Annotated in this window: 23 protein-coding genes; 11 read left to right on the forward strand and 12 right to left on the reverse strand. The window is 57.4% G+C overall.

What is annotated here, in order from left to right:
• Positions 1-4: 4 nt before the first annotated feature.
• Positions 5-328 carry an EF-hand domain-containing protein gene (locus tag QQL64_RS05180; protein ID WP_284396577.1) on the reverse strand — a complete coding sequence of 108 codons (324 nt, stop codon included), beginning with the start codon at positions 326-328 and terminating at the stop codon, positions 5-7.
• A 937-nt stretch (positions 329-1,265) separates the two neighbouring features.
• Between QQL64_RS05180 and QQL64_RS05185 the strand changes: the two genes are divergently transcribed.
• A complete protein-coding gene (locus tag QQL64_RS05185; protein ID WP_284396578.1) occupies positions 1,266-1,787 on the forward strand; it encodes a lipocalin family protein in 522 nt (173 codons plus the stop codon).
• 151 nt (positions 1,788-1,938) lie between these two features.
• On the forward strand, positions 1,939-2,553 hold the full coding sequence (locus QQL64_RS05190) for a hypothetical protein (RefSeq protein ID WP_284396579.1): 615 nt from the start codon (positions 1,939-1,941) through the stop codon (positions 2,551-2,553).
• A 1,149-nt stretch (positions 2,554-3,702) separates the two neighbouring features.
• On the opposite strand, the gene QQL64_RS05195 is transcribed toward QQL64_RS05190, so the two are convergent.
• Positions 3,703-5,316 carry a S41 family peptidase gene (locus QQL64_RS05195; protein ID WP_284396582.1) on the reverse strand — a complete coding sequence of 538 codons (1,614 nt, stop codon included), beginning with the start codon at positions 5,314-5,316 and terminating at the stop codon, positions 3,703-3,705.
• Positions 5,313-6,842, reverse strand: coding sequence for a cryptochrome/photolyase family protein (locus tag QQL64_RS05200; RefSeq protein ID WP_284396584.1), 1,530 nt, complete (start codon positions 6,840-6,842; stop codon positions 5,313-5,315). Before QQL64_RS05200 ends, QQL64_RS05195 begins: the two co-directional genes overlap by 4 nt.
• 690 nt (positions 6,843-7,532) lie before the next feature.
• Between QQL64_RS05200 and QQL64_RS05205 the strand changes: the two genes are divergently transcribed.
• The 4 genes from QQL64_RS05205 to QQL64_RS05220 all read left to right on the forward strand — a co-directional run bounded on the left by QQL64_RS05205 (position 7,533) and on the right by QQL64_RS05220 (position 11,100).
• Positions 7,533-7,808, forward strand: coding sequence for a metal/formaldehyde-sensitive transcriptional repressor (locus QQL64_RS05205; protein WP_284396587.1), 276 nt, complete (start codon positions 7,533-7,535; stop codon positions 7,806-7,808).
• A 14-nt stretch (positions 7,809-7,822) separates the two neighbouring features.
• Positions 7,823-9,802 carry a heavy metal translocating P-type ATPase gene (locus QQL64_RS05210; RefSeq protein WP_284396588.1) on the forward strand — a complete coding sequence of 660 codons (1,980 nt, stop codon included), beginning with the start codon at positions 7,823-7,825 and terminating at the stop codon, positions 9,800-9,802.
• 1 nt (position 9,803) lies between these two features.
• Positions 9,804-9,998 (forward strand): DUF1289 domain-containing protein, encoded by a 195-nt coding sequence (locus QQL64_RS05215; RefSeq protein WP_284396591.1) that lies wholly within the window; start codon positions 9,804-9,806, stop codon positions 9,996-9,998.
• 727 nt (positions 9,999-10,725) lie between these two features.
• Positions 10,726-11,100 carry a cupin domain-containing protein gene (locus QQL64_RS05220; protein ID WP_284396593.1) on the forward strand — a complete coding sequence of 125 codons (375 nt, stop codon included), beginning with the start codon at positions 10,726-10,728 and terminating at the stop codon, positions 11,098-11,100.
• A 49-nt stretch (positions 11,101-11,149) separates the two neighbouring features.
• Here the strand turns inward: QQL64_RS05220 and QQL64_RS05225 are convergent, their stop codons facing one another.
• The 6 genes from QQL64_RS05225 to QQL64_RS05250 form a co-directional block, all read right to left on the reverse strand.
• Complete coding sequence (locus tag QQL64_RS05225; RefSeq protein ID WP_284396596.1) at positions 11,150-12,574, reverse strand: efflux transporter outer membrane subunit; 1,425 nt, start codon at positions 12,572-12,574, stop codon at positions 11,150-11,152.
• An 11-nt stretch (positions 12,575-12,585) separates the two neighbouring features.
• On the reverse strand, positions 12,586-13,728 hold the full coding sequence (locus tag QQL64_RS05230; protein WP_284396599.1) for an ABC transporter permease: 1,143 nt from the start codon (positions 13,726-13,728) through the stop codon (positions 12,586-12,588).
• Positions 13,725-14,669, reverse strand: coding sequence for an ABC transporter ATP-binding protein (locus QQL64_RS05235; RefSeq protein ID WP_284396601.1), 945 nt, complete (start codon positions 14,667-14,669; stop codon positions 13,725-13,727). The genes QQL64_RS05230 and QQL64_RS05235 overlap by 4 nt, the downstream gene beginning before the upstream one ends.
• The gene (locus QQL64_RS05240; RefSeq protein WP_284396602.1) at positions 14,666-15,634 is read right to left on the reverse strand and encodes an HlyD family secretion protein; all 969 of its coding nucleotides are present in this window, start codon (positions 15,632-15,634) and stop codon (positions 14,666-14,668) included. Before QQL64_RS05240 ends, QQL64_RS05235 begins: the two co-directional genes overlap by 4 nt.
• A complete protein-coding gene (locus tag QQL64_RS05245; RefSeq protein WP_284396604.1) occupies positions 15,631-16,332 on the reverse strand; it encodes a TetR/AcrR family transcriptional regulator in 702 nt (233 codons plus the stop codon). The genes QQL64_RS05240 and QQL64_RS05245 overlap by 4 nt, the downstream gene beginning before the upstream one ends.
• A 339-nt stretch (positions 16,333-16,671) precedes the next feature.
• The gene (locus QQL64_RS05250; RefSeq protein WP_284396606.1) at positions 16,672-17,817 is read right to left on the reverse strand and encodes a tyrosine-type recombinase/integrase; all 1,146 of its coding nucleotides are present in this window, start codon (positions 17,815-17,817) and stop codon (positions 16,672-16,674) included.
• Between the two features lie 195 nt (positions 17,818-18,012).
• On the opposite strand from QQL64_RS05250, the gene QQL64_RS05255 reads away from it, so the two are divergent.
• The 4 genes from QQL64_RS05255 to QQL64_RS05270 all read left to right on the forward strand — a co-directional run bounded on the left by QQL64_RS05255 (position 18,013) and on the right by QQL64_RS05270 (position 21,932).
• On the forward strand, positions 18,013-18,972 hold the full coding sequence (locus QQL64_RS05255; protein ID WP_284396609.1) for a DNA-binding protein: 960 nt from the start codon (positions 18,013-18,015) through the stop codon (positions 18,970-18,972).
• 57 nt (positions 18,973-19,029) lie between these two features.
• Entirely contained in the window at positions 19,030-19,782 is a 753-nt protein-coding gene (locus QQL64_RS05260) for a DUF5131 family protein (RefSeq protein WP_284396611.1), read from the forward strand.
• A gap of 59 nt (positions 19,783-19,841) precedes the next feature.
• Positions 19,842-21,023, forward strand: coding sequence for a three-Cys-motif partner protein TcmP (tcmP, locus tag QQL64_RS05265; RefSeq protein WP_284396613.1), 1,182 nt, complete (start codon positions 19,842-19,844; stop codon positions 21,021-21,023).
• Between the two features lie 240 nt (positions 21,024-21,263).
• Positions 21,264-21,932: a hypothetical protein gene (locus QQL64_RS05270; protein WP_284396617.1), complete on the forward strand. Its 669-nt coding sequence runs from the start codon at positions 21,264-21,266 to the stop codon at positions 21,930-21,932.
• Between the two features lie 31 nt (positions 21,933-21,963).
• Here the strand turns inward: QQL64_RS05270 and QQL64_RS05275 are convergent, their stop codons facing one another.
• From QQL64_RS05275 to QQL64_RS05285, 3 genes are all read right to left on the reverse strand, one after another.
• Positions 21,964-22,512 (reverse strand): HIT family protein, encoded by a 549-nt coding sequence (locus QQL64_RS05275; protein WP_284396619.1) that lies wholly within the window; start codon positions 22,510-22,512, stop codon positions 21,964-21,966.
• Between the two features lie 218 nt (positions 22,513-22,730).
• A complete protein-coding gene (locus tag QQL64_RS05280; RefSeq protein WP_284396620.1) occupies positions 22,731-22,928 on the reverse strand; it encodes a CsbD family protein in 198 nt (65 codons plus the stop codon).
• A 46-nt stretch (positions 22,929-22,974) separates the two neighbouring features.
• Positions 22,975-23,319 (reverse strand): BON domain-containing protein, encoded by a 345-nt coding sequence (locus QQL64_RS05285; RefSeq protein WP_284396622.1) that lies wholly within the window; start codon positions 23,317-23,319, stop codon positions 22,975-22,977.
• 439 nt (positions 23,320-23,758) lie between these two features.
• Between QQL64_RS05285 and QQL64_RS05290 the strand changes: the two genes are divergently transcribed.
• Complete coding sequence (locus tag QQL64_RS05290) at positions 23,759-25,189, forward strand: helix-turn-helix transcriptional regulator (RefSeq protein WP_284396624.1); 1,431 nt, start codon at positions 23,759-23,761, stop codon at positions 25,187-25,189.
• The last annotated feature ends 129 nt before the right edge of the window (positions 25,190-25,318 follow it).

Below are 25,318 nucleotides of genomic sequence, written 5' to 3' on the forward strand. Positions count from 1 at the left end.
TGGCTCAATGTCCAGGCGAAGAGGTGGCCGGAGCAACCTGACCACGTGTTAGATTTTGCTGGATGAAGGCGTGGACATCGGCTTTGGTCACGTAACCTTTTTGACCGGCATCCATCGCGTCAAAATGGTTGGCAATAAAAGGAGTGGCCCCCGATTGAGCCTCTTTCCGAGTGAGTTTGCCGTCACGGTTCTTATCGGCCACGTCAAAGTTCTTGTCGATTTGCCGCACGCTTCTGGCGACTTGATTGAGGCCTGTCTGGGCGATCGACGCGATGGGTAATCCGCTAAGAACGGTGGCAGTAATAATTACGATTGCTATGCGACGCATACTGATCCCTCCTTTGGGTTTGCACTGACTAAGGCTCCCACGTATGTCCGGGGCGAATCAATCACATGAAACGCTCTGACTGTCCTCACGGGAGAGAGTGACCGCACTGTAGTTTGTTGCTTTACCTGCCGATCGACCACTTCCTAAGGAGCAGTGGTCAAGGCGACCATGGGAAGTATGAGAGTCTTTTGATGTATCGCTTTAGCGATGCCCTGTGAAACGATCGATGGCAACCCAGGCTCCAAATATCCTCATCAAGCCGATACAAAAGGATAGCCCTTCGGCGGATTGACGGCTAAGAAAGGTGATGCTGGCGATCTGTGCCAGTAGAGGACACGCTGTCTAATAGCTAGCGAAATTATTTTTGTTGCCGAGGGAGTTGATGAAATCTTACTGGAAAGCACTATTTGATTGAGTATCGTTTCGTATAGCTTCCATAAGAACCTCATTGATCGGCTACCATTTTTCGTTAATTAGCCAAGAATGCGGAACGTCAAACCAAACGACATGGTTTGGTTTGACCGGCCGCCACCGCAATCGTGATCGCGCAAAGCGACACTTGCTCAAAAAACGAGTTCAGGTTGAGCGTTTAGTCCGCCCCATTTTCGCCGTGTTGATGGGCGGGTGCGCTGATCGAAAAGCAGTCCAGAACTGCCACAAATATCGGCAGCAGCTGGCGCACGTGGCCAGATCACGACCCACTGAGCATTCGTTCCCAGGCCCGCACTTGGGAGATCTTCATTGTCGAAAAAGTTGTCGCGGCAGGCTCTTAAGCAGTAGGAGGTTAACGATACGTCGACATCGATAAATGTCGAAGGATTTAAAGCTTATTCAGATCCAAACCATGCTGGACTGCGTATGTAGAGAGTTGGATACAAAGCAGGGGAGTTAGGGCGTGTCTTGACGGCACGAAAACAGCTAACAAAGAGGAATCCCGATGATTTCGTTCGCACTCATGATGATGCTATCGGTGCCTATGACAAGCCAGCTCGCGAATCAGCCAGTCGAAGTACTTGACCTTCAGCGATACGCGGGGCGATGGCATGAGATCGCACACCTTCCGATGTTTTTTCAAAGGCAGTGCCAAGATCAGATTACCGCTAGTTATGCATTGAATCGGGACGGGACGGTCCAGATTCTCAACGCCTGTCGCACAAAAAACGGCACCATGGATGAATCGATTGGCGTAGCGCGACCCGGCAAATGGCAAGGAGCGCTGGAAGTGCGCTTTGCGCCGCAATGGTTGGCGTGGCTGCCCATGGTATGGGCCGATTACTGGGTCGTGGATTTGGATCCCAATTATCAATGGGCCGTGGTTGGAAGCCCGTCCAAGAAATATCTTTGGATTCTTTCACGTACCCCGAGCATGCCATCACAACTCTTTGAACAGCTCACGCACCGCGCTGAATTGCGCGGTTATGACATCAACAAGCTGGTAAGGAGCGCACCCTTGCAATGAGTGTGTGAAAGGGAGCTTTAATTCTGTGATGCATCACTATGGCATCAGATAAGCACGCATTTTACCTCAGCGTATTTGGGCCGCGTGCAGATTCATTTCAACTTAAATCAAAGGCCATCTTTAACATGACAAACTAACGTGGAGATTGATCATGAAATTTTTACAGCGCTTAGTGAGACTCTCTCTACCCATCGCCGCGTCAACAGCATTATTGGCCGCTCCAACTTACGCGGCGCCCACGGTAACGACCTACGCAGGCAACACGACGGTAAGCCTTTCCCAAGCTCTGTTATCTGCGCTCGCCAGCCTCCATGTAACGGCTAGTCGTGAATTTCCTGCCCAATTAAGTGGCAGTACCGCGAAGTTTCCAATTCCCAATGGTCAAATCGATTTGGCGGACGCGCATGGCGAAATCACGCATAGCGGGGGCCTCAATTTGATAGCAGGGAGTACGACGGTCACGCTGTCGGATTTCGTCATCGACACAACCGGATCCCAACCTGTGCTTACTGGCTTAGTGTTAGCCAACGGAAGCGTCGTAGGTCGACTGCCCCTTTTTAATCTCGCCTTAACCCAAGCCCCGCAGGTGCACAACTTTGGCTTCTCGGGCACGCTTCGCATCGCAGGCGTGGATCTTACGCTCACGGCAACCGCCGCTGGCGCGCTCAATCAGGCTTTTAATGTTACAGCATTTTCTGCGGGCATTCCGATTGGAACAGCGTCTGTGGATGCGTTTACTTACAACCCCACCCAAATTTGGTGGTAAGCGGGCTGTATACCTATCAGCACTCACGTTGCATAGCCTTGTCGGTTGAGCTATGCCGGCGATTGGCTTCTACAAAACTGTTGGAGCCAATCGCCCTCGAAGGAAAGAGTGCGGTACCGATGCATTTGCTAATCGACTCAGATGCATCTTCGAACCCGTAGTGCGAAGTTCCAATAAAGGTCACGAAGCGATTGGCCGAGTGCGAAAGACGTTTTCCTACATATGCGTCGCCATGCAGAAAATCGCACCATTTTAACTTCCTTGATAGCAACATCTGTGTCTACGGAAAGGCCCCCAGCCATCAAAAGAAAACACACAACAGGGCTTATTCGATCTAGTTCATCCTTGCACGTCGGCCAATTCGTGTGACGCTATGCTTGATAGATGATTTTCATAAGCGTTGACTGCGCTACATTGGTCCGCGGTAACACATCTTCATTCCAGCATGCGGACGAAAGACAGCTTGACAACTCGCATTATCCAAAAAACGAGGATGCTCACGTTTGATGCGATTCTGGATATTGCCGAACAGCTGCCCGTGGAGCGTGGCTATTTGCGGACCACGACAAACGTCGTTGCCGAAAGCCAAAGGTCGGCATTGGCTCGTTGTGTCAATAGGTCCCGACCAAGCAAGCACGGATTTTGGCCTTTCATGAGCGACACATCCAACATGTCTCCACGATCATGGGAAGCGTCTTCGAACGCACAAAGTACGTGCGCCTTGATGAGCAGGTGGCGCATAACATCACCGCGAATTTTCGAATGCACCACAAGGTACTGAACCTTCACCAGACACGGGCCTTGGCGACAGTGTCTGTCTGTTCCGAAGCTCCGCAGCCAGGCGTTGCACACACAAGTCATCTGGCCATTACGGGGTCAGCTGCGATGGCATTCAGTCGGCAGAGCCACAACCCGCCAAGTGTATGCGGAGATGATTTTCGAGATGGTCGAGACCATCAGGCCGTTATGGATCGTGCGTTCACTGACGAGCGAGCAATTGCTCGCTCGAATGGTCATTTTGCTGCTGCCTTCAGACTAAGGCCGCTACCAAATTCAATGATGTGCTGGTAAGCGTTTCGGCAGTGCTCATTGTGGCTCTGGAAACTATCCATCCAGATATGGCCTCATCTCGGGCAGCACATACCATTCCTACTGCACCGCGCTCGCCAAGCTGAGTGCCCTTTGCAATTCAGGATCGTGCCCTTGCTTAATGTCCTCGATCGTGGTCACGACGCGGATGTCCGGGTCGATCCCGGAATCGGGCTGCTTGACGACGGGAAATGTGCCGATCAATGGCAAATCCATCTCGAGTCCCGAATGCAGCAGTCTCACGAAAAAGAACGCACCGCCATTGATACCGCGGCGATTGCCGCCCGTTGGCTGTCCGACCAACATGCCCAGGTGTTGTGACTTCATGATGTCGGCAAACTGGAATGTCGCCGAACTGTTGGTTGGACCGATCAGAACGAAGACGCGCCCTGCGAAACGCGGGGAGAGGGCGGTGATGATCGTGCCGCGCGCATCGTCGTCGTACTTTGTGAGTCGGTAGAAGCGGTCGTTGTAAGGCCGTACCTTGGCGCCCCAATCCTTGAATGATGCATCCCATGTATCGAGGTTGGGCAAGAGATCCCGCGGCACACTCTGATAGCGCACTAGGCGCAGGTAATTCGGCAACGCCAGATCGCGCTCGATAAGATGCGCCAAAATCACGTTACCGACATCATCACCACCTTCGTTTGCGCGAACGTCGATGATCAGTGAACGGACCTGTGTAGCTTGGAGTTTCGCGAAGACGTTACCGAGGTAGCGATGCCAGTCCCATGTGCGGTTGTACATTACCCAGGTCGGCATATCGAGCAGCGCAACACCGGGACTCGGAAACGTGAGTTCCCAGGGCGCCTCGGAGCCGGCGGCGGCTTTGGGTCGGAATGACAAGCGTTCTTTGTAAGAGAGCGCTGCGACGGAAGTTGTCCAGGCGACGCCGTTCGTATCGCTCGCCTTGAGCTTCATGATCGAGCCAGTCTGCGGATAGAACAACGGCAGGAAGATATCGAAGGCCTCGTAATCGTCGTTTCCTTGAACCTCCAGATAAGCGACGCGTTTAGCATCGTTAGCTCCGTCAGCACGCGCGACCGTCATCAGCGTCTTCAAGATTTGCGATGTCGCCACGCCATTGATAGCCAGAATCTCCGATCCCGGGCGCAGACGCTTATCGCTAGATAGGTTGCGCGTGATGATCATCCGCCCATCTATCCACCGAAAATAGAAGGGCACACGGTTAGTTCCATTGAACAATTCTGCCTGCACGGCGTGCGACTGGTTGTAAAAGTTGGCATAGGTATGGCCGCACTTTATGGTTGCAGCGAACTGCGAAAGGGCGATGAAAACAGAGGCGCGCGATTGATCGTGATCGAGTGCGCGGCGGAGCAACGCGAAATGTGCCTTGATTTCGTCGGGTGTGTTGTATCGAAGAAGGCCGGGATGAAGGGTTTCGTAGATACGCTGGAGGCTGTCGACATCTGCTTGAAGACCCGCCGTACCGATTACCTCGTGCCCCACCGATGGCTCGGACGCTCCCGCAGCAGTGCATCCGGCAACGACAGCACACAGAAACACCGCAATACAATGAAAGCGCATCTGTCGACTCCTCGATGGATTCATGGTGCCTGTGAGCTTGGCTTGTAAACGATCGCCAGTTGGGTTGCTATGACTCCAGTTCGTACGAAAAGCGCTTGGGCTTGGATGCTTTCGTGCCGGTGTCATAGCTCGTCAAGCTTATTCAGCAATTCGGCCGCACGGTCCCGTAGCGCGGCAAGATGAGCTTGGGGCCGACGACCGAGCTGCCGATACGCGAGCGCGAGGCGAGGATTATCGGCTAACGTGCGGCGATGCCTTGCAAGGAAATCCCAATACAGTGCGTTGAACGGGCAGGCGTTCTCGCTGACTTGTTCGTCACGCCGGTACTGGCAGCCTCGACAGTAATCGCTCATGCGATGGATGTACGCCGCCGCCGAGACATACGGTTTGGTGGCGAGCAGGCCGCCGTCGGCATACTGGCTCATGCCCAGGGTGTTAGGTAGTTCCACCCACTCGAACGCGTCGATGTAGATGCCGAGGTACCAGCGGTGCACCTGCTCGGGATCCAGCCCAGCCAACAGCGCGAAGTTGCCGGTTAGCATAAGCCGCTGGATGTGATGGGCATGGGCGTGCTCCAGCGAGTGCGTGATCGCGTGGTGCAGGCAATTCATCTTGGTTGCGCCGGTCCAGAACCACGCAGGCAGGTCGCGGTGGTGAGCGAAGGCGTTGCTTTTGGCATAGGCCGGCATGCGCGCCCAGTACACGCCGCGAACATATTCACGCCAACCCAGGATCTGGCGTATAAAGCCCTCGGCAGCGGCCAACGGCACGTTTCCTGCGCGCCATGCCGATTCGGCGCGGGCGATGACCTCGCGTGGCGACAGCATTTTGACGTTGAGGGCGAAGGACAGCAGAGAGTGAAACAGGCGCTTTGCCTGTACGCTCATCGCGTCTTGGTAGTCGCCGAAATGCGGCAACCCAAATTGCACAAAAGCATCCAGCTGTTGTAAGGCCTCATCGCGATTCAAGGGCCAGCGGAAGTCCTCGGCATGCGGTTCGCCGAAACTCCGGATGCCAGCGGCGGCGATGGCAGACCACAGGATCCGGTGATCGTGGACGGGGCGCCTATCCGATGGTTCCTGCGGGATGCCTGGCCAGGACTTGCGATTCTCGGTATCGAAGTTCCAGCGCCCAGCCACAGGTTGCCGATTTGGCTCCATGAGCACGCTGTGTGCTGCGCGCATGTGGCGATAGAACGTTTCCATCCTCCAGTGCTTGCGTGCACCGAAGAGTCCCGCAGCGTCGTCGCGCTGGGTCAAGAAGTGCTCGCTGTCGACCATCCGTGCCGGGATCGCAAGAGTCTGTACGTAGTCGGCAAGTTGCTGGTCGAGGCGCCATTCGTCTGGTGCTTGATATTCGAGAATGGCTACCCGATGGTGGGCAATCAGGCGATCAAGGTTGGCAGGGATGTCGTGCAGATTCTCGGGATCGTCGATCGCGAGGTAATACACCCGGTGGCCTGACGATCGCAGTTGTCGCGCGAAATCGCGCATCGCAGCGAAGATGCCCAGAATCTTCTGGGCATGATGCAGGACGTAGTCGGTCTCTTGACGCACTTCCATCAGAATGTGGAGCACGCGTGGATCGACGACCTCGAACCAGGAGTGCCTAGGATTCAACTGATCACCCAGCAGCAGGCGCAGTATGGTCATCGTCAGTCATCCGCCCGCGGTCAGCGGCTGATCGGGTGCTGGCCCGGATGCGCTACCCGCAAGCGCGCTCCACGACAATACCGACAACAGGCTGAGTACTAGCAGCGTGCACGACAACTTCATGGTGGGTGATCCGGAGCGGTGGGCAAGGGCCTGCACATCGTCTTACGACGACGAGCCACCACTGGATGCAGTGCCCTGGTGCCCGTGCTCCAATGAGGACAGATCCGCGAGTGCCTACTAAAAATAGGCCAAGTGCGAATTGAAGATATCGGTTGACGTGTGCTGAAGGCGGTAGGGCAGGTGAGGGCGAATTCGCGCCAGCCCGGTTTGCGCAGAGGTAGGGTTCAAGGTCGGGGCGGCACCCGGCGCCGTGAGCATCGCGGATGGGGTCTAACAAATAGGCTGTTAGCGCGAGGTCATTCTCGAGGGGGCGCCTTGAATTCTGATGGCTGCTCACCACGCTTCAAGCGCAGCGTGCATGAATGCAGTGGCGAAACGTGCAACGTGTCAACGCTTCCCGGACTTTGGCGTGACTGATCACCGCGAAAAGCCTTCCGCCACAAGGCCTGTAAAACATTATGCAACCTGTGGCGACCTTGGTTTGATCAGTGTGCGGCAAGGCAATATACCCTAGTGGGGTATATGATATTCTTGAGTTGAGCCACGCTCCGTTGGCGGAGGATTGTCATGTCACACATAGCCAGGGAGAAGACCCGGCTGCTCAGCCGCGTCCGTCGTATCAGGGGCCAGGTGGAAGGTATCGAGCGCGCCTTGAATGACGAAAAAGACTGTGCCGAGATCCTGCGGCAGATCGCGGCTGCGCGCGGCGCAATCAACGGCCTGATGGCCAAGGTGGTGGAGGACCACATCGACATGCATGTGGCACACCCAAGCCTCGGTGAAGCCGAGCGCGCCCAAGGCGCGCGTGAGCTCGTCGAAGTCATTCATTCGTACATGAAGTAACCCAGGGCTTCACTATGCCGACCTCCAATTCCCCCCTCGAAAACGATTTGCCCGTTCAGGCTGCGCAACGCACGATCGTGCCCGCTGCGCATGATCACGACCATGACCACGCTTATGATGACCACGAGCACGCTTTCGATGCAGTCGAAGCGCTTCGCATCGGTGCCGTGGCCTTGGCGGCCATCGCCGTCTGGTTTCAGTGGTGGGAACCGTGGCCACGCTTCAGCGTGATCGGCATCGCCGGACTGGCGATCGGCGGCTGGCCAATCTTCAAGGAGGCGTTAGAGAATCTGCTAGCACGGCGCATGACGATGGAGCTGTCGATGACCATCGCGATCATCGCTGCCGCTGCGATTTCAGAGTTCTTCACGGCGCTGGTGATCACGCTGTTCGTACTGGTCGCTGAAGTGCTGGAAGGCATGACAGTGTCCCGGGGGCGGAAGGCAATCCGCGATCTTCTGGACTTCCTGCCGCGCGAGGTATCGGTTCGCCGTGGAGGTACGATCAGCGAAGTTCATAGCGACACGTTGGCCGTGGGCGAGACGGTGCTCGTTAATCCGGGTGGCCGCATTCCGGTGGACGGACAGGTGGTCGCCGGCCATTCGTTTGTCGACCAGGCCCGTATCACCGGCGAGTCGATGCCGGTGGAGAAGACCGCCGGTACCGATGTCTATGCCGGTTCCATCAACCAGTCCGGCGCGTTGGAAATCGTCGCCACACGTGTCGGCCGCGACACCAGCTATGGCAAGATTATTGAAGCGGTTGAGGAGGCGGAGCGCTCCCGGGCTCCGGTCCAGCGCCTGGCCGACCGTCTGGCCGGCTATCTGGTCTATTTCGCCCTCGCTGCCGCCGTGCTGACCTATCTGATCACCCACGATATCCGCGCCACCATTTCGGTCATTATCGTCGCGGGTGCGTGCGGCATCGCCGCGGGCACACCGCTGGCTATCCTCGGTGCCATCGGGCGCGCGGCGCGCAACGGCGCCATTATCAAGGGCGGCCTGTATCTCGAGCAGCTAGGCCGCGTGGACACGGTGGTACTGGACAAGACCGGCACGCTGACCTACGGAGAGCCCGAAGTGCAGTCGTTGATGCTCGCGCCCGGTATTACGACCGAGGAAGCCTTGCATTGGATCGCGTCGGCGGAACTACGTTCCGAGCATCCGCTGGGCAAAATGCTTGTGCGCTATGCCCGTGCGCAGGGTGTGACACCCATTGAGCCGGACGCCTTTCGATATATACCCGGCCTGGGCATTACCGCCACGGTTACGGGGGACAGCATTCTGGTCGGCAATGAGTCGCTGTTGCGCAACGAATGGGTCGTGCTTCCCGAAGACGTGCAGAGGAAACAACCCGAGGCTGCCAAGGTTTGGATGGCGCGCAACGGGCAATGGATCGGTACGGCCTTGGTGGTCGACACGATCCGCAGCGAGGCACGCCATGCGTTGCAAACCCTTCACGCGATGGGTCTGCGCACGGTGCTCCTGACCGGTGATGTAAAGACCGTCGCTGACGCGGTGGGTGCTCAGTTGGGTATCGACACCGTCGTGGCGGAGGTGTTGCCGGATGCGAAACTGGCTTACATCGAACAATTGGTCGCTCTCAAGGCCACGGTGGCCATGGTGGGTGATGGCATCAACGATGCCCCCGCCCTGATGAAAGCGCAGGTCGGCGTGGCCATGGGCTCGGGTACCGATATCGCCCGCGAAAGCGCCGACGTGGTGTTGCTAGGCAATGACTTGTCCAAGTTTGCCCAGACACTGCAGCTAGCACGGCGCACGCGCGGCATCATTTGGCAGAACTTTACCGGGACGATCGTGGTGGATCTGCTAGGTATCGCGCTGGCCGCTGCCGGTCTGCTCAATCCGTTGTTCGCGGCCTTCATCCACGTTGCGTCCGAGCTGACCTTCATCCTCAATTCCGCGCGGTTATTGCCAGTGGCGGAGCGGAAAACCATCGCAAACGCGCTACAACCGACCGAGGAGCATGCCTGACATGGCACTTCCTTCACCCTGTAGCGAAGTTTGTCGCTTCAATCGCAAGACCGACTTGTGTGCCGGCTGCCTGCGCACGACGTCGGAGATCCGCCAATGGCGGAAACTCACCGATCACAAAAGGCATTTCATCCTGGCGGATCGTGGGCGGCGTCTGTCGAAACTAAACGCGAAAATCGGCCCTGCCAATCCCTAGAGATATACGATGAGTTCGCCTCTGCTTGATGCCTTGGGCCACGTTTCGCTACGGCGTAAGGTTCTTATCGTGGCACTGCTGAACTTCGGCTACTTCGGTATCGCATTAGCCGTTGCGCGATGTGGCGATCATGATCGTCGCTCTTGTCACAAGCTTCAGTCATTCGATGTGGCCTGACTTTATCGTGAGCCTAGCACCACAGCGTTGATCGTGGTTGTTCCGGTTTTCGTGCAATTTATGGCGGTCTAGCCAAATCGCGTTGAAGCGCCGCTATTCCTATGCGTCCCGAACGCCTTACCGGGGGCGTAAAATAACTAGGCCGGGACGTCAGGCGCCGAGGCGGGGCCCTGCCTCACGATGGATGACCGATAGGCCCGACCGTGCCGCCATTCTGGCGGCATGTTTGTTTTTGAAGGGTGTGAGCACCCATTCGTGGCAACGCCATCGATTGCGCTTACTGTCTCCACCGAAAATGAAAACATGCTGTTGATAATGTGCCGATTCATGACGCGTCCTCAGTGACCAGCTGAGAGCTAGCAAAATTAATGCATGAGGTAGATGTCTTCGAAGGAGTCCAGACTGTCGGCCGGACAGGGTCGCCCAACTTAAACTCCAGAATCCAGCAGCGAAGGCGCCATCGCTCTAGGCGTTATCATCCAATCGTCTGAATGACACCATAGGCTCTTGTATCATCGGGGATGAACTTTCTCATTTGGAGTGACTCATCATGAACACGGCCGACAACCGATACGATATCGACACCGATAGCGTCATGTTTGCCGGTGGCGAACCGTTTGATGTATCCGCCATCGGTGCCGCGCAGACACCTTGGTGGAATCGCACCTTGTGCGAAGTTAATAACGCTTGGGTGCGACTCGGTGTCATGGAAGGGGACTTTCATTGGCATAAGCACGACGACACCGACGAATTCTTCCTTGTCATGGAAGGCCATCTCGATATCGAGCTTGAGAATCAGATGATCAGCCTCACGCCGGGACAAGCCTTCACAGTTCCCAAGGGCATCATGCATTGCCCCCATGCACGAGCACGCTCGGTGGTGCTGATGATCGAGCAGGCGGGCGTTGTTCCCACGGGCAATTAGCGCCACAAAGCTGCCAGTGTTCGTCAAGCGCCCTCGATGGGGTCACCGCTTACCATTCGCCACCCAACGATTGAAAGAGTGCCGTCGTGTCGGCCAACCGACTGGCTTGTGCTTGTGTCCGATACAGTTTGGTTTGTAACGCCTGGCGTTCGGCATCCAGTCGTCCGAACTGACTGATCCCGCCGACGGAATACTGGGTCTGCGCGATGGCCAGGCTTGCCTGCGCCTGTTGTGCGGCGTCATCGCGGGCTTGTAACTCACTCGCATCGTTTTGCAAGGCTGTCAGGGTGTCTGCGACCTGCTGCAGGCCCTGCAACACCGTTTGTTGATAGCCGGCGAGTGCCGCGTCATAAGCGGCTTGCGCGGAACGCTTTTTCGCACGCAGCTCGCCGCCATGGAAAATCGGCTGCGTGAGATTCAGACCGGCATTCCAGATGTTGAGACCCTTCACGATGTCCCGGATACGCGGCCGCTCCGACCCCACACCGCCGGCGAGAGTGAATTGCGGATACAGATTGGCGGTCGCCACCCCAACATTGGCACTAGCCTGATGCAGTAATGCTTCCGACGCACGAATATCGGGCCGCTCACGCGCGAGTGTCGAGGGTAAGGTAAGTGGCACGCGCTTAGGCAGGTGCAACGCATCGAGGGTCAGATCACCGAAATCTGCCTTCGAGGGCGGCTCACCAAGCAGGATGGCGAGTTGATGATCGGCTTGCGCGAGTTGGGTAGCGAGCGGCGGCAGAGATGCACGCGTCTGTGCCAGCAACGTGCGTTGGCTGTGCACGTCGAGCTGTGCCACGCCGCCTGCTGCGAAGCGCTTTTCAGTGATGGCCAGCTGCTGCGCCTGAGTGTCGGCCAGGCGTTGTGTCAAGGTGATTTGCTGTTGCAGCGAAGCACGCCGAATGGCGGTGGACACCACATTCCCTGCGAGCGTGAGACGCGCGGCGTCGAATTCGTACGCTTGATAGTCGACTTGTGCCTTCAGCGCTTCGAGCGCCCGACGATTAGCACCGAAGACATCGAGCGTGTAGGTCACGCTGACCGAGGCGTCGTACAAGGTAAAGGGGCCGGGATTGGGAATATTCGGAATGCCGAACTGGGCAATGTCCACCTTCTGTCGTTCACCCGACAGCTTGGCATCGATCGCGGGGTATTCGGTCGCTCCGGCTTCTGCGGCGTAGTCTTCCCGCGCCTGGAGGAGTTTCGCGCGTGCCTGCGCCAGTGTCGGACTTTGCTGCAAGGCGGTGTCGACGAAACGATTGAGGGGATCCGAGTGAAACTGCGTCCACCACATGGTGGGGGCTTTTTCTATCGGGACAAATGTCTGCGCGGTGCCGTTAGCCGCGACGGTCGTCGCGGGCTGGGCGTCGTGCGTGTAGGTCGACGTGTCCGGCGCCGCGGGCGCACGGAAACTTGGTCCGACCGCGCAACCGGCCAGCGTCAGTACTCCCATCAAAGCAAGTGGCTTCATCGACATTCCCGCTAGTCCAGCGTGCGTCGGTAGAAACGCAACGCGATGCCCATCATCACGACCATGAACACGGCCATCGGCCACACCGATGGCCACAGGTCGATCCAGCCGTTGCCCTTGAGCAGAATGCCGCGGATCAACCGGTTGAAATACGTCAGCGGCAACAGGTTGCCGATAAACCGCGCCCACACTGGCATGCCCGCAAACGGAAACATGAAGCCCGATAGCAGCAGACTCGGCAGAAAATAAAACATCGTCAATTGCATCGCCTGCAATTGGCTCTGGGCGAGCGATGACAGCGTGATGCCCACCGTCAACGTGGCGGCGATAAAGAGCAATGCTGCCAGGTAGATCGCGATCAGGCTTCCCTCGAAGGGCACATGAAAAACGAAATAAGCCGCGGCCAGGATGATCGTCACCTGGATCAGCCCGATGGCGACATACGGCACGATCTTGCCGGTCATCACCTCGATCGGCAGCACGGGGGTGGCCAGCAGGTTTTCCATCGTGCCACGTTCGCGTTCGCGGGTGATGGCGAGCCCGGTCATCATCACCATCGTCATCGTGAGAATCACGCCCATCAAGCCCGGCACCACGTTGTACTGTGTGATGGCCTCGGGGTTGTACAGACTGTGCACCTGGACATCGAAGGCGGCCGGGGCGCCATTCAGATGCGCGAGCGGTCCGGTGAGGTCCTTCTCGACGACCGGTTGCACCAAGCCAGGCAAGGCCGCGACCGCGGACCCCGTCGCGGTGGGGTCGGTGGCGTCCGCCTCCAGTAGCAACGACGGATGCTCGCCGCGCAACAGCCGACGCGAAAAGTCGGCCGGCACGTTCAGCACAAACAGAACCTGCCCCTGGGCGAGCGCACGCCGACCGGCGGTTTCATCAGGCAGCGTCTCGACGATGTTGAAATAGTCGGAATTCTTCATCGCCGCGACGAAGCTGCGCGAGAACGGGCTTTGCTCGCCAAGGATGACTGCGGTCGGTAATTGTTTCGGGTTGGTGTTGATCGCATAGCCGAACAGCGCGAGCTGGACGATCGGCAAGACGGCGATCATCGCGAACGTGATGCGATCGCGCTTCAGTTGCAAGAACTCCTTGAGCACGACACTCCACCAACGCGGCAGCGAAAACAGGGCGTGTGTGGTCATGAGGGCATGCCGTAGTTGTCGGAGGAGCGGCTCATCATGTAGATGAAGACGTCTTCCAGTCCGGTGTCGATGGGCTCGATGCGCAGATCTTTGCCTGCTGCCGCCTGTTGGACGGCCTTTTCGAGAGCAGCATGGTCCTTGCCGCTGGCATGCAAGGCGGAGCCAAACACGACGGTCTGGTCGACACCCGGCATCGTGCGTAGTTGCTCCGATAGTTCACTCAGCCGGTCGCCGTGGATAGCCCAGGTGGTCAGGTCTTGCGAATCGATGACTTCCTTCGCCGTGCCCTGTGCAATCAATTTTCCATAAGCGATGTAAGCGAGTTTGTGGCAGCGCTCGGCTTCATCCATGTAGTGGGTACTGACCAATACGGAAATACCCTGCGCGGCGAGCCGATGCAGCTCCTCCCAGAAATCGCGCCGCGCGGTGGGGTCGACGCCCGCCGTCGGTTCATCGAGGAGCAACAGCTTCGGCTTGTGCAGCATGCAGGCGGCCAGCGCGAGTCGTTGTTTCCAACCGCCCGACAGCGCGCCGGTCAATTGGTCCGCGCGGCTGGCAAGGCCCAACGATTCGAGCGCGTGATCGACCGTCTCGCGGCGGTTGGGCATGTCGTAGAGCCGGGCTATGAAGTCAAGATTCTCGCGGATTGTTAGGTCGTCCCAGTAGGAGAACCGCTGCGTCATGTAGCCGACGTTACGTTTGATCTGGGCGCTTTCGCGGATGATGTCATAGCCCAGGCAGGTGCCGGTGCCCGAATCGGGGGTCAGCAGACCGCACATCAGGCGGATCGAGGTCGTTTTACCGCTGCCGTTCGGCCCCAGAAAGCCGAAGATCTCACCGTGCGCCACCTGCAGCGACACATCGTTGACGACGTGCTTGTCGCCGAAGTGCTTGTTGAGTTTCTGCACGTCGATGGCGTATTCGGTTGCCGACGGATTCATAGCATGCTCACCGAAACCGGCTGGCCGGGATGCAGCTTGATGGCGTCCGCCGCGGATGGATGCGCTTCGATCAGAAACACTAGCTTGGCGCGGTTTTCGTTGCTGTAGATCACCGGTGGGGTGTATTCCGCTTGACTCGACACGTACGTGATTGTCGCCGGGATGTCGGCCGCACAGCCGTCGCAATGGAGCGTGACGTCGCGACCTAGCACGATGCCGCCGACCGCCGTCTCCGGTACGAAGAAGCGCACCTTCACATTCTGCGGCGGCAGCATCTGTACGACGGGATTGCCGGCTTGTACCCATTCACCGACGCGATACAGCGTGTCGTACACCAGCCCTGCAGCGGGCGCATGCACGCGTTTTTGGTCGAGCTTCCATTGGGCTTGCGCGACGGTTGCCTGTGCGGCGTCGACCTGCGCCGCTTGCGCGCTGAGCTGTTGCGGACGGCCCGGGAGCCGGGCGACATCGACCTGGTTAATCAGTTCGCGCACCTGCGCGGCGGTCGAATCGGCGGATGCACGCGAGTCGTCCAGTTGGGCCTTCGCAATGCCGCCCACCCGAAACTGCACTTCATCGCGCGCTAGCTGCAACGCCGCTTTGTGCGCATTGGCGATGGCCTGGGCAAGCTGTGCCTGGGTGACCTTGATTTCAGGCAGGCGCTTGCCGGTCTGGAGGTCGGCTAACTGTGCGCGTGCGGCGACGAGCTGTTGTTGCGCCTGTTGCAGCGCGGCGGTTTCGTCGACGGACTCGAGCGAGAACATGGGCGCAGCCGCAATAACGGCCTGGCCGCGTGCGACCGACAACTGCACGAGCGTGCCGGACTGTGACGAGCCTAGGTAAACAAACTCGCCTTCGACATAGCCTTGATACGTGTGGTCAGTGTGGTGCGAGCAACCCACCAACACGACAACGATGGCCAGCAGAACCCAGCGGAGAGACAATGCAGGGAATAAACGGCTCATGATTTGCTCCGTGAGGCGGCGTGGGGCTTCGTTGGTGGCGAACGCCGTGGCGGCTGCATGCCGCCCATCAGTAAGGCCGACACATGCCGATGCAACATGTCGCGCTCCACCGCCGGTATACCCGGTACGTTTTGCAATATCTTCGCGGTGGCAAGGGGCAACATCACTAACGCCAAAATCGAGTTGAACAACAAGCCTGCCTCCAGATCCGGATTGACGGTTCCTTCACTCTGAGCCTTGGTCAACGTAACGCTAAAGCGTTGAACACTGTCGAAGGGAAGGCGCTTGATCATCCGACTACGCAGCAAGCCGCCTTCGTTGACGATTTCACGCAGCCACAGCGAGGGGAGCCACGGCATACGATTCGTCACGTCGAACAGGCGATCAATGAACGTCTGAGCAAGCACAAACGGGTCACGGTTCGTTTCTTCGGTAGCGGGTTGCCACACAAAAGCCGCTGTGGGGGCGACACGCTCATCGACGATCGCATCGAGCAGCTTTTCGCGATTGGTGAAGTAGTAGTGCACCATCGCTGTGGCGACGCCGGCCGCGTTCGCAATTTGCGCGACCGTCGTGGCCGCGACGCCTTGATCGGAAAACAGCTGCGTCGTCACGTCGAGCAGATGCTCGCGCACATCAACGATGGCGTCGGCAGGGCGGCGACCGCGAGGTTTCCTCGGGCTGGATTTCGAGGTCATTCTCACAAGCTAATTGATTAGTTAGTTAATTACAAGATAGTACCCGCACTTATGTGCGTGTTGCGCACAGAACTCCAAATCGCAGTGCTACCCAAAACCGGGGGAGCATCGCTCGACACCCGCACATGTATGAGTATCTCCATTCGCGGCACTCGTCCCTCCCAGGAAGGAGGGACGACTCTCACGTTCGAAACAGCTCGTCACACTTACCATCTGTCTCTTGTGGCAAGCCCTCGGTCCCATGACTCGAGGGGAGGGGCAGCAAAGGGAGCGCACGATGTCACGATCGCGGCGATGCTATGGCCCTTTGATTATTTCACTCTTAAAAGGTGGGTCACTTCAGGCCGTGCCGTCTTTATCGTACGGATCGTGCGACGCGCCGGCATGGGCCTTAGTAGTGCTGGCATGCCGTGCGTCTTCTTCGGCATGCAAATAGATCGAGGTAGTGGCGATGGAGCTGTGCCGGAGGTTGTGTTGGATGTGGTGCACCGGATTGCCCGCTTCGGCCTGATGGGTCGCGGCGGTGTGCCTCAGCCAATGGGTCGAAGCTTGCCTTAATCGAGCAGCCCCCACAGGGTCAGCCGGCTCTAGGGCATCCGCGACACGTACCAAAGCATCCTTGACCACCAAATACACCGCCGTCGCAGTCAGTGGAGTGGTTCGTCCGGCGATGCCGAGAATCAGCGGACACCTACCGTTACTGTTCGGCGTGGGTAGCAAGCCATAGAACGTCCGGTATCGCGCGAAGTCCGCCATCAGCGCATCACTGACGGGCACGTCACCCTCGACACCGCCTTTTCCTGTCACGTGCAGCCACCATCGGCCGCGCCGATGCCGCAGGTCGCCCTCGTTGGCCTGCGCCGCTTCGGTAGCCCGCAAGGCGGTTTCGTAGAGGACGCGCAGAACCCATCGCGCACGTTCGTAGCGTTGCTTCTCGCGGGGACTGGTTTGCGGCCATTGTTCCACCTTGGCGAGGACGTCCTGCCACAGAGCACGCTCCAGGTAGCGCTCGATCGTTCGACGGGTGCCGCGGGCGCCGCGTCGACGTGGCTGCAGCGCGAACGGCGTACCAGCCAGATAGCCGGCGCGCACGAGGTAGTTGAACAGCCCCGCTAGGATGCCGAGGGCCTGCCGCCGGCTGCGGTCGGACAACGGGCCCGTAAAGAGCCGGCGATGATAACCGTGGCGAGCCAGCGCATCGTCGCACCAGGTCGGCAGAGGCGCTGCCAAGAAGGCCTCGTAGGCCAGGACATCCTCACGCATCAGGCTAGAGACCGCTTTACCACGCAGCTGGGTCGCCCACAGCAACAGCCGTTCGGCCTCCTTGCGGTAGCTGCGGAAGGTGTGCGGCGAGCTGTGATATTCGGCCAGCCACAAGCCTATGGCGGCGACATCGTCGTTCGCCTCGATTTGCCGAGTAACACCGGTCGAGGCGCGATTGGTGCCCACGATCCCCGACAGGGTGGGCGGGAGGGCTTGAGGCACGACGGTGCTTAATGGGTGGTCGCTCACTGGCTTTCCGATGTCACGGCGGCACGAAATTGCAGCGTACACCCAAAATACTTTTGATTATGAGAATTATCATAAATTTCTATGCAATACCGTTATACATATAACGTAATACTGTGATATACAGGCACTGTGCAGCGCCTTTTCGCCCTTTGAGCTACGTGAGTTGCCATGAGCCGCGCCAGTGATACCCGGACACGTACCCGTGAAGCCGCTGCCGAGCTGGTTGCGCAAGGTCGGCGCCCGCATGAGCTGACGGTCGATCAGATCTACGAGGTCATCCGTCAAGGCAGCCGCACGACGATCAATGACGAACTCAAGCTCTGGAAGGACGCGCGCGCCAAGGCCGATGTTCTGGCAGGTACGCTGCCACCGGCCATTGCGGATGCGATGCGCAGTCTATGGGCTGCTGCCGTCGATCAAGGGGCCGCGCAGTTCGCCGTCGAGCGCGAAGCGCTGACTGAAGCAGCCGCGTCAGCACAGGCCCAGGCTCAGCAACACGCGGCAGATAGCGAAGCACGTGGTAAGGAATGCGCCGCGCTAACCGAGCAAGTGGCGACATTAACCGAAACGCTGGAAGCCTTACGTCTTGATTTGGCGAGCGTCGATGCAACGCGGGCAGCATCCGTTGTAGAGGTTGCCACCCTGCGCAGCGAATTGGAGCAGGCTCGAGGCGACGCGCAGCGCGAGCGATCGGAAGCCCGGGCGTCCTACCAAGTTGCGTTAGCCGAACGTGACGGGATCTTTCGACGCGAGCTGGATCAGACCACTGAACGACTGCAGCGCACCGAGGCGCAGATGCTCAAACAGGTGGACGACGCACGCGTTGCACAGCGGCGCATCGAAACAACTCTGACCAAGGTACAGGAGCATAACGCCAGCCTGCGCACCGAATTGGCGGAACTACGCCAACGCGCGGGGCGTGATCAACACGACCTTGCCGCGGCACGGCAGGCGCTCAATGCCGCGCAAACGCGTGCCGCACAGCTGGAAGTGGTGGCGACCGAGCGAGACCGCGCGTTGATAAGTACGACCGCACAGTACGAAGCCGCTAACCGAATGATTGGCACGTTGGAAGCGACGCTCAAGGGCACTTCACGTCGTCCGCGTTCGCGAGCGGATCCACGTTGAGGCCGCGGCTTACGAAGTGAGACTCAACCTCGTTAGGCTTAAGCGAAGAGGCATGTCATGACTACGACGTCACGGATCGAATGGACCGAGCAGACCTGGAACCCAACGATTGGGTGTACCAAGGTGTCGGCCGGTTGCAAGCATTGCTACGCCGAAACGTTAGCCAAGCGCTTGAAAGCGATGGGGGCGGAAGCGTATCGCCAAGGATTTCGCCTAAAGCTTTTATCGGAGCGGCTGGATGAGCCGCGGCAGCGCAAGAAGCCGACCATCTATTTCGTCAATTCGATGAGCGACCTGTTCCACGAGCGGATCCCGGACGCTTTCATCGATGCGGTTATGGGCGTGATTGCCGACACACCTCAGCATCGCTACCAGATTCTTACCAAGCGTCATGAACGGCTTGGTACCTACTTTGCGCATCGAAAGGTGCCCAGTAACGTCTGGCTTGGGGTGTCCGTGGAGAATCAGCGCCACGGCGTACCACGTATCGACGTGCTGCGACGCATTCCAGCCAAGATTCGTTTTCTATCTTGCGAGCCTTTACTCGAAGACTTAGGTCCGCTGAATCTGGATGGCATCCATTGGGTGATCGTAGGCGGCGAGTCCGGTCCGAAAGCCCGGCCGATGCATCCGGACTGGGCACGCTCCATTCGACTCGAATGTGAAAATCAGGGTGCGACCTTCTTCTTCAAACAGTGGGGAGGGTGGGGAGCCGATGGCAAGCGACGTTCCAAAAAGGCGAATGGTCGGGAACTCGATGGTCGTCAGTGGAATGGCATGCCCGATTCGAAAGTGGCCGCCATGGGCTAAAGCAGAGACGCCACGAGGTCGTTACATCTCAGGTGCCGTCGATTAACCAAGGATGCAGCATGAAGCCACGTCCCGCGCGCGAAGCCCTCAAACATTACGAAGATCGTGAGCATTCGCTCATCAAGCACATCATTTTGGAGTCGTATCTGGAGCGGCTCCTCATGATTATTGGGCAATGGTCCACCAAGATCGCTTATATCGATTGCTTTGCGGGTCCCTGGAAGTCAGCTGCAGCCGATCTCTCTGACACCTCTCCGGGTATCGCCATCCGCACCATGGGCGCTTGCCAGGCCAACCTGCAAAGTAAACTCGGCAAAACAGTGCGTTTGCGTTCCGTGTTTTTGGAAACAGACGACGAGCGCGCATCCCTGTTGGAAGCCCATGTGCAGAACGCACCTCAAAACATCGTGCAGCCTGAAGTTTGGCGCAAGCCCTTTAATGATGCGATTCCGGACATCATCAGATGGCTGGAAAAGGATGAGTTTGCATTCGTATTTGTGGACCCGTTTGGCTGGAAGAATCTGATTGAACCTGCAGTTCTGGCCCCTTTTTTACGACGGCCTCGCACAGAACTACTCATCAATTTCATGTGGAATTTCATCAATCTAGCGACCGGGCACGAAGAGCAGCACGCGAACCTTGAAGCCGTTTTTGGCAAGGACTGGCGTGACGCTACCGCGGGCAATGCAGACGTCAAGCAACGCGAACTCATGAAGCTTTACCGACAACTGCTTGTAGATACCTGCAATGGCCACATCCCTAAACCACTGCGCACGGCCATGCTGCCTGTTGAATATGTGGATAAGAAGAAAGTCATTTTCTATCTGGTCTATGCCACTCACAATGCAACCGGGCTAGTGACCTTTCGTGAAGAAGCCGAGCAGGTTGCCATCGAACAAACGCGTCTGAAGTTGCAGCATCGCCTGGATGCGGTGGCTAAACAGAAAGGGCAGGGCGATTTTTTCAGTGCTGACACGCATGAAGATGCACCAAAGCCCCCCTCACAAGAAGTCAAAGACCTGTGGCTGCGCCAAATGCCCACGATTGGCAATACGCTAACGGTGGATTCGGAGCTGATGGCGGATCTGATCGAAGACTCGGACGTTTTGTTATCCGAGCTACAAGCGGCGCTAGCCGTGTTGATCTACGACGGGATAGTCGAGAACACGGCGGCTAAACGGCTTCGCCCTAAATTTCCGGTGAACTATAAAAAGAAGGAAATGCTCCGCCGCATCAAATAACCGATTGTCGGTTTTCAGCGTGGGTCAGCGATCGCAAACGTAGCTCTATACGACCTCTATCGGACGCACCCCTCTATGCGATCTGGACTCGACTCTCGCCATGGCGGAGTACCACGCTCTCACGAAAAATAATTACGCAAACGGCATCGCGAAGCCCATGTAATGAACGATGGCGAGAAAGGAATCGGGAATCACCTAAAATGAGCTTAGTCACCACACCGCACTGATGGAGAAACCCACATGGATGTTGTTATCGAGATGAGCCGCACGCTGTCACCGGCGGAGTATGGTCCGGAGGCGATTCTGGCTGAATACAGCGGCAACATACTGCGCATGGATGACGAGCGGAAAGTTGGACGTGTGCGTGCGTACGTGGCCGACATCGAACGAGCCCGGCAGCATGGCTATGATGCATTGGAGTTTCTCGACGTAGACGGTTCAACCTGGCCCTACAACACACTGCTATCGCGTCGAAAGGCAGGTTCGTTTACGGCAGGTGTGAATCGCGCCCTGGGCATTGACGAAGTGTATAGCCAGAACTTGCTGATTATCGATCGCGTCGAAATTTTGCCGCGATACCGCGGCCACGACTACGGATTGCAGGCTATGCATCTCATGCTCGGCCACCTTGCTCTGGGTTGTCGCCTTGCCGCTATCAAGCCTTATCCGCTGCAATTTGAGGGAAATAATCCACTGGGTGAATCGCATGCCTGGCGTCAACGGCTACGCTTGGAAAAACTATCGCGAAACGAAGCGGCGTCCACACGACGACTGCAGCGGCATTACGGGCGACTCGGTTTCGTGCCAGTCAAAGGCACCGAGTTAATGGTGCTAGATCTCGATGAGGGTTACAGCCGGCCATGGTCCGACGTACCAGAATCTTCGGCTACCGCCATCGGTGCCGTCTAGCCGCGTTTTTCCGAGAAATGAAACGAGACACTCAAGCTACGGCGCGCGCGTTGCAGCCGCACCATAACGATAATCTGGGGTGCCAATCACACGAAGTGCTTCGGCTCTCGCCAAGAGGAGTCATTGCATTGATCTGCTTGTTGAGGATAACGCGTGTATCGAGCATATGGCGGCGCAGTCGTTGGATAAATGCGGGCACCGATGTTGCAAAGAAGTGGGTGTCTGCATGGGTGTGGCATTCGCCTTGGATAGATGCGACGTGCCGAGGGTGGACATGAAAGTGCGCGTGCGTGATGCAAGGCACGTCGGGACTGTGGGTGGATTGCCAGACGCACATGCCATCTCCGGGGAATTCTTGGTCGATGCAATGGACGGCACGTTTGACGGCGAGGAAAACGGCGTCGATGGCGGCTTCGTCCATCTCTCGAATATCCGTGTAGTGATGCCGCGGCGCGATAAGCAAGTAGCCGTGCCGGTGCTCGCCCAGATCCAGTAGGGTAATGGTGTGTGCATCCTGGGCAACGACACCTGCGTTGGGTTCACCCGCTTCGATGGCACAAAAGATACAAGCTGTGTTCATGGATGCGTGCTCGTGCGAAGGATGAATGTTCCGACGGCGCTTCCGGCGCTTTCCGTTTGAAAGCGGAAAAAGCCGTATGTGTCAGAGCAAATGCGTAAAGAGGTAAATAAGAATAAGCAGCCCCACGGGGACGCCAAGCAGCCAAGCCAATAGGTATTTCCGCATAAACGTTTCTCCATCATGGAAGGCGGCGCGATGACCGCCCTCCATCGGGTCGATTACAGGTGCTTATCGAATTCCTTGATCTGCTTTTCGGCTTCTTCTTTGGCAATGCCGTAGCGCTCTTGCAGTTTGCCGGCGAGATATTCGCGATTGCCTTCGGCGATCTTGAGATCGTCGTCGGTCAGCTTGCCCCACTTCTCCTGGAGCTTGCCGCTGAGTTGTTTCCATTGGCCTTTGATCTTGTCTTCGTTCATAGCGCACTCCTTTTCATACACAGTTCTACGAGATGATGGATGTGGTTCAGTCTTTGGATCTCAGGCCCGAAGCATCGACTTTCTTGACGCCCTTGACGCTCTGGGCGACCGCAACAGCCTTTTGCACAGCGATGTCATTGGCCAATACGCCGGTCAGGGTGACGACGCCATTGATGGTCGTGACGGAAACATCCATGCTTTTCACGCCATCGGTCGATGCCAGTTCGGCTTTCACCTTGGTAGTTATCCAGCTGTCGGTGACCGGTTGGTTGGAGCCCATCGAACTATCGTCGGCTGGGGGGTTCTGCACGGCAGCGTGGCTGGCAACCACGCCACCCAGCGACAAGAGGGTCGTAAGAGTGAGCGCCGATAAGGTGATTGGCGACTTCATGAACATCTCCTTTTACGGTTGCATCGCATAGATCGTTGGCGCGTTACTTCTTGTGCGGCGCGTTGCGATCCTTGTCACGGTCATGATGGCCTTCCCTTTCTGGGGTGGTGGGCTTGGGTTGGCCGGGACGCTGCTTGTGGTCATCGTGTTGCGGATCCGTCGGTTTGCGTTCATGCGATTGCGAAGAAGTAGTTTTCTGTGCCGTGCTCATCATGATCTCCAGAGGGATTGGAAAAGCCCACCGACCTTCGGTGGTGAAACAAGGCTAGGCGCCGCACAACCGAGCGCACAGAGTTGGCTGTACTAGTCGATCTAGTACTTTTGGGCCGAGCGTGGCGGCGCTTGCCATGGTCATGCAGAAAGGTGCTACATATCATCTTGTCATCGCGGAGCAGTCATGGACGCAACGAGTACCAGACCTCAAGTCGACCGCCGTCAGTTGCAGCAGATCATTGCGGGTCTGACAGAAGGCATCGTGCTAATCGATCCGGATCATTCGATCGTCTGGGCGAATGAAACGGCGTTGGCGATCCATGGTGTCGAAGAGCTGGTCGATCTTGGCGCCGATGCCGCGCAGTACCGGAAGAAGTTCATCCTGAAATATCGCAATAACCATCCTTTGAAACCGAAGCAATATCCGATCGAACGCGTCCTCGCCGGTCAGTTGTTTCGCGATGTGATCGTCGCGGTGACGCGTACGGACGACGAAGCGTTTCGCCGTGTCCATCAAGTTCGCAGCCTTATCCTGACCAATGCGGCAGAAGTAGGGGAGTCGATGGTGCTGGTGATCCAGGATGTCACCGATCGTTTCAGTGCCGAGGAACGGTTTGAGAAAACTTTCAACGCGAACCCTGCGCCGGCACTGATCTGTCAGCTTTCGGATCTGCGATATATCAAGGTGAACCAGGGGTTCTTGGACATGACCGGTTATGAGCGCGATGCCGTGATGGACCGCTCCATCTACGAAGTAGACGTGCTAGAGAGTGCGGAGAATCGCGAGGAAGCCGTGCAGGCGCTTCACGAGGGAAGCACGATCCCGCAACGAGAGGCGGTACTGCGGCTACCTAATGGTGATGGCAAGTTCGTCATCGTGGCGGGCCAGCCTATCGAGGTGGCCGAGCAGGATTGCATGCTGTTTACCTTTATTGATCTGGAAGCGCGCAAGAAAGCCGAGATATCGCTGAGCCAAAGCGAAGAGCGTTTTTCCAAAGCATTTCGTCTGGCGCCGGTGCCGATGATGGTTTGTGCATTGCCCGAGCTGAGGGTGATCGAGGTCAATACCGCGTTTACGAAAGCGACGGGATATGCGGCCGATGACATGCTCGGCAAGGCCACATCGGACGTCAATTTATGGAAAGACGTCAAAATGTATCGCGAATTTCAAGCCAAGCTGGATGCGCACGAAGCGGTGCGCAATTTCGAGATCCCGATGCGCACCCGTGAAGGCGTGATGATCGACTGCATGCTTTCTGCCGAGCACGTGGTGATCCAGGATGAGGACTGCATCTTATGCGTGGTGCAAGACATCACCGAGTACAAACGATCAGAGATGGACCTTATCGCGGCGATCGAGGCGGTGATGAAGGATACGTCGTGGTTCAGTCGAACAGTGATGGAGAAGCTCGCTCAGATTCGGCACCCCGATGCGAGCAATAAAGCAAAAAGCGAATTGAGCGATCTGACACCGCGCGAAAGGGAAGTGTTGATTTTGATCTGTAAGGGGCACAGCGATGAGGACATTTCTGAGATACTGAAGCTATCTCGCAACACCGTCCGTAACCACGTGTCGACACTATACAGCAAGATGGGCGTAAATCGACGCAGCGCTGCCGTGGTATGGGGGCGGGAACGGGGTGTAGTCAGTTACTGAATGGTGGTGCCCAAATTTGAAAGGCGCGTTACACGCCAAATTGGGCAGCGGCGTACCGATCCCTAATCGAATCACTGATTGCACTTCACCGCATCGTCCAAGTCAGTAAGTGTCTCAACGCGGTCACGA

Source organism: Dyella lipolytica, assembly GCF_030160075.1.
Taxonomy (GTDB): domain Bacteria; phylum Pseudomonadota; class Gammaproteobacteria; order Xanthomonadales; family Rhodanobacteraceae; genus Dyella_B; species Dyella_B lipolytica.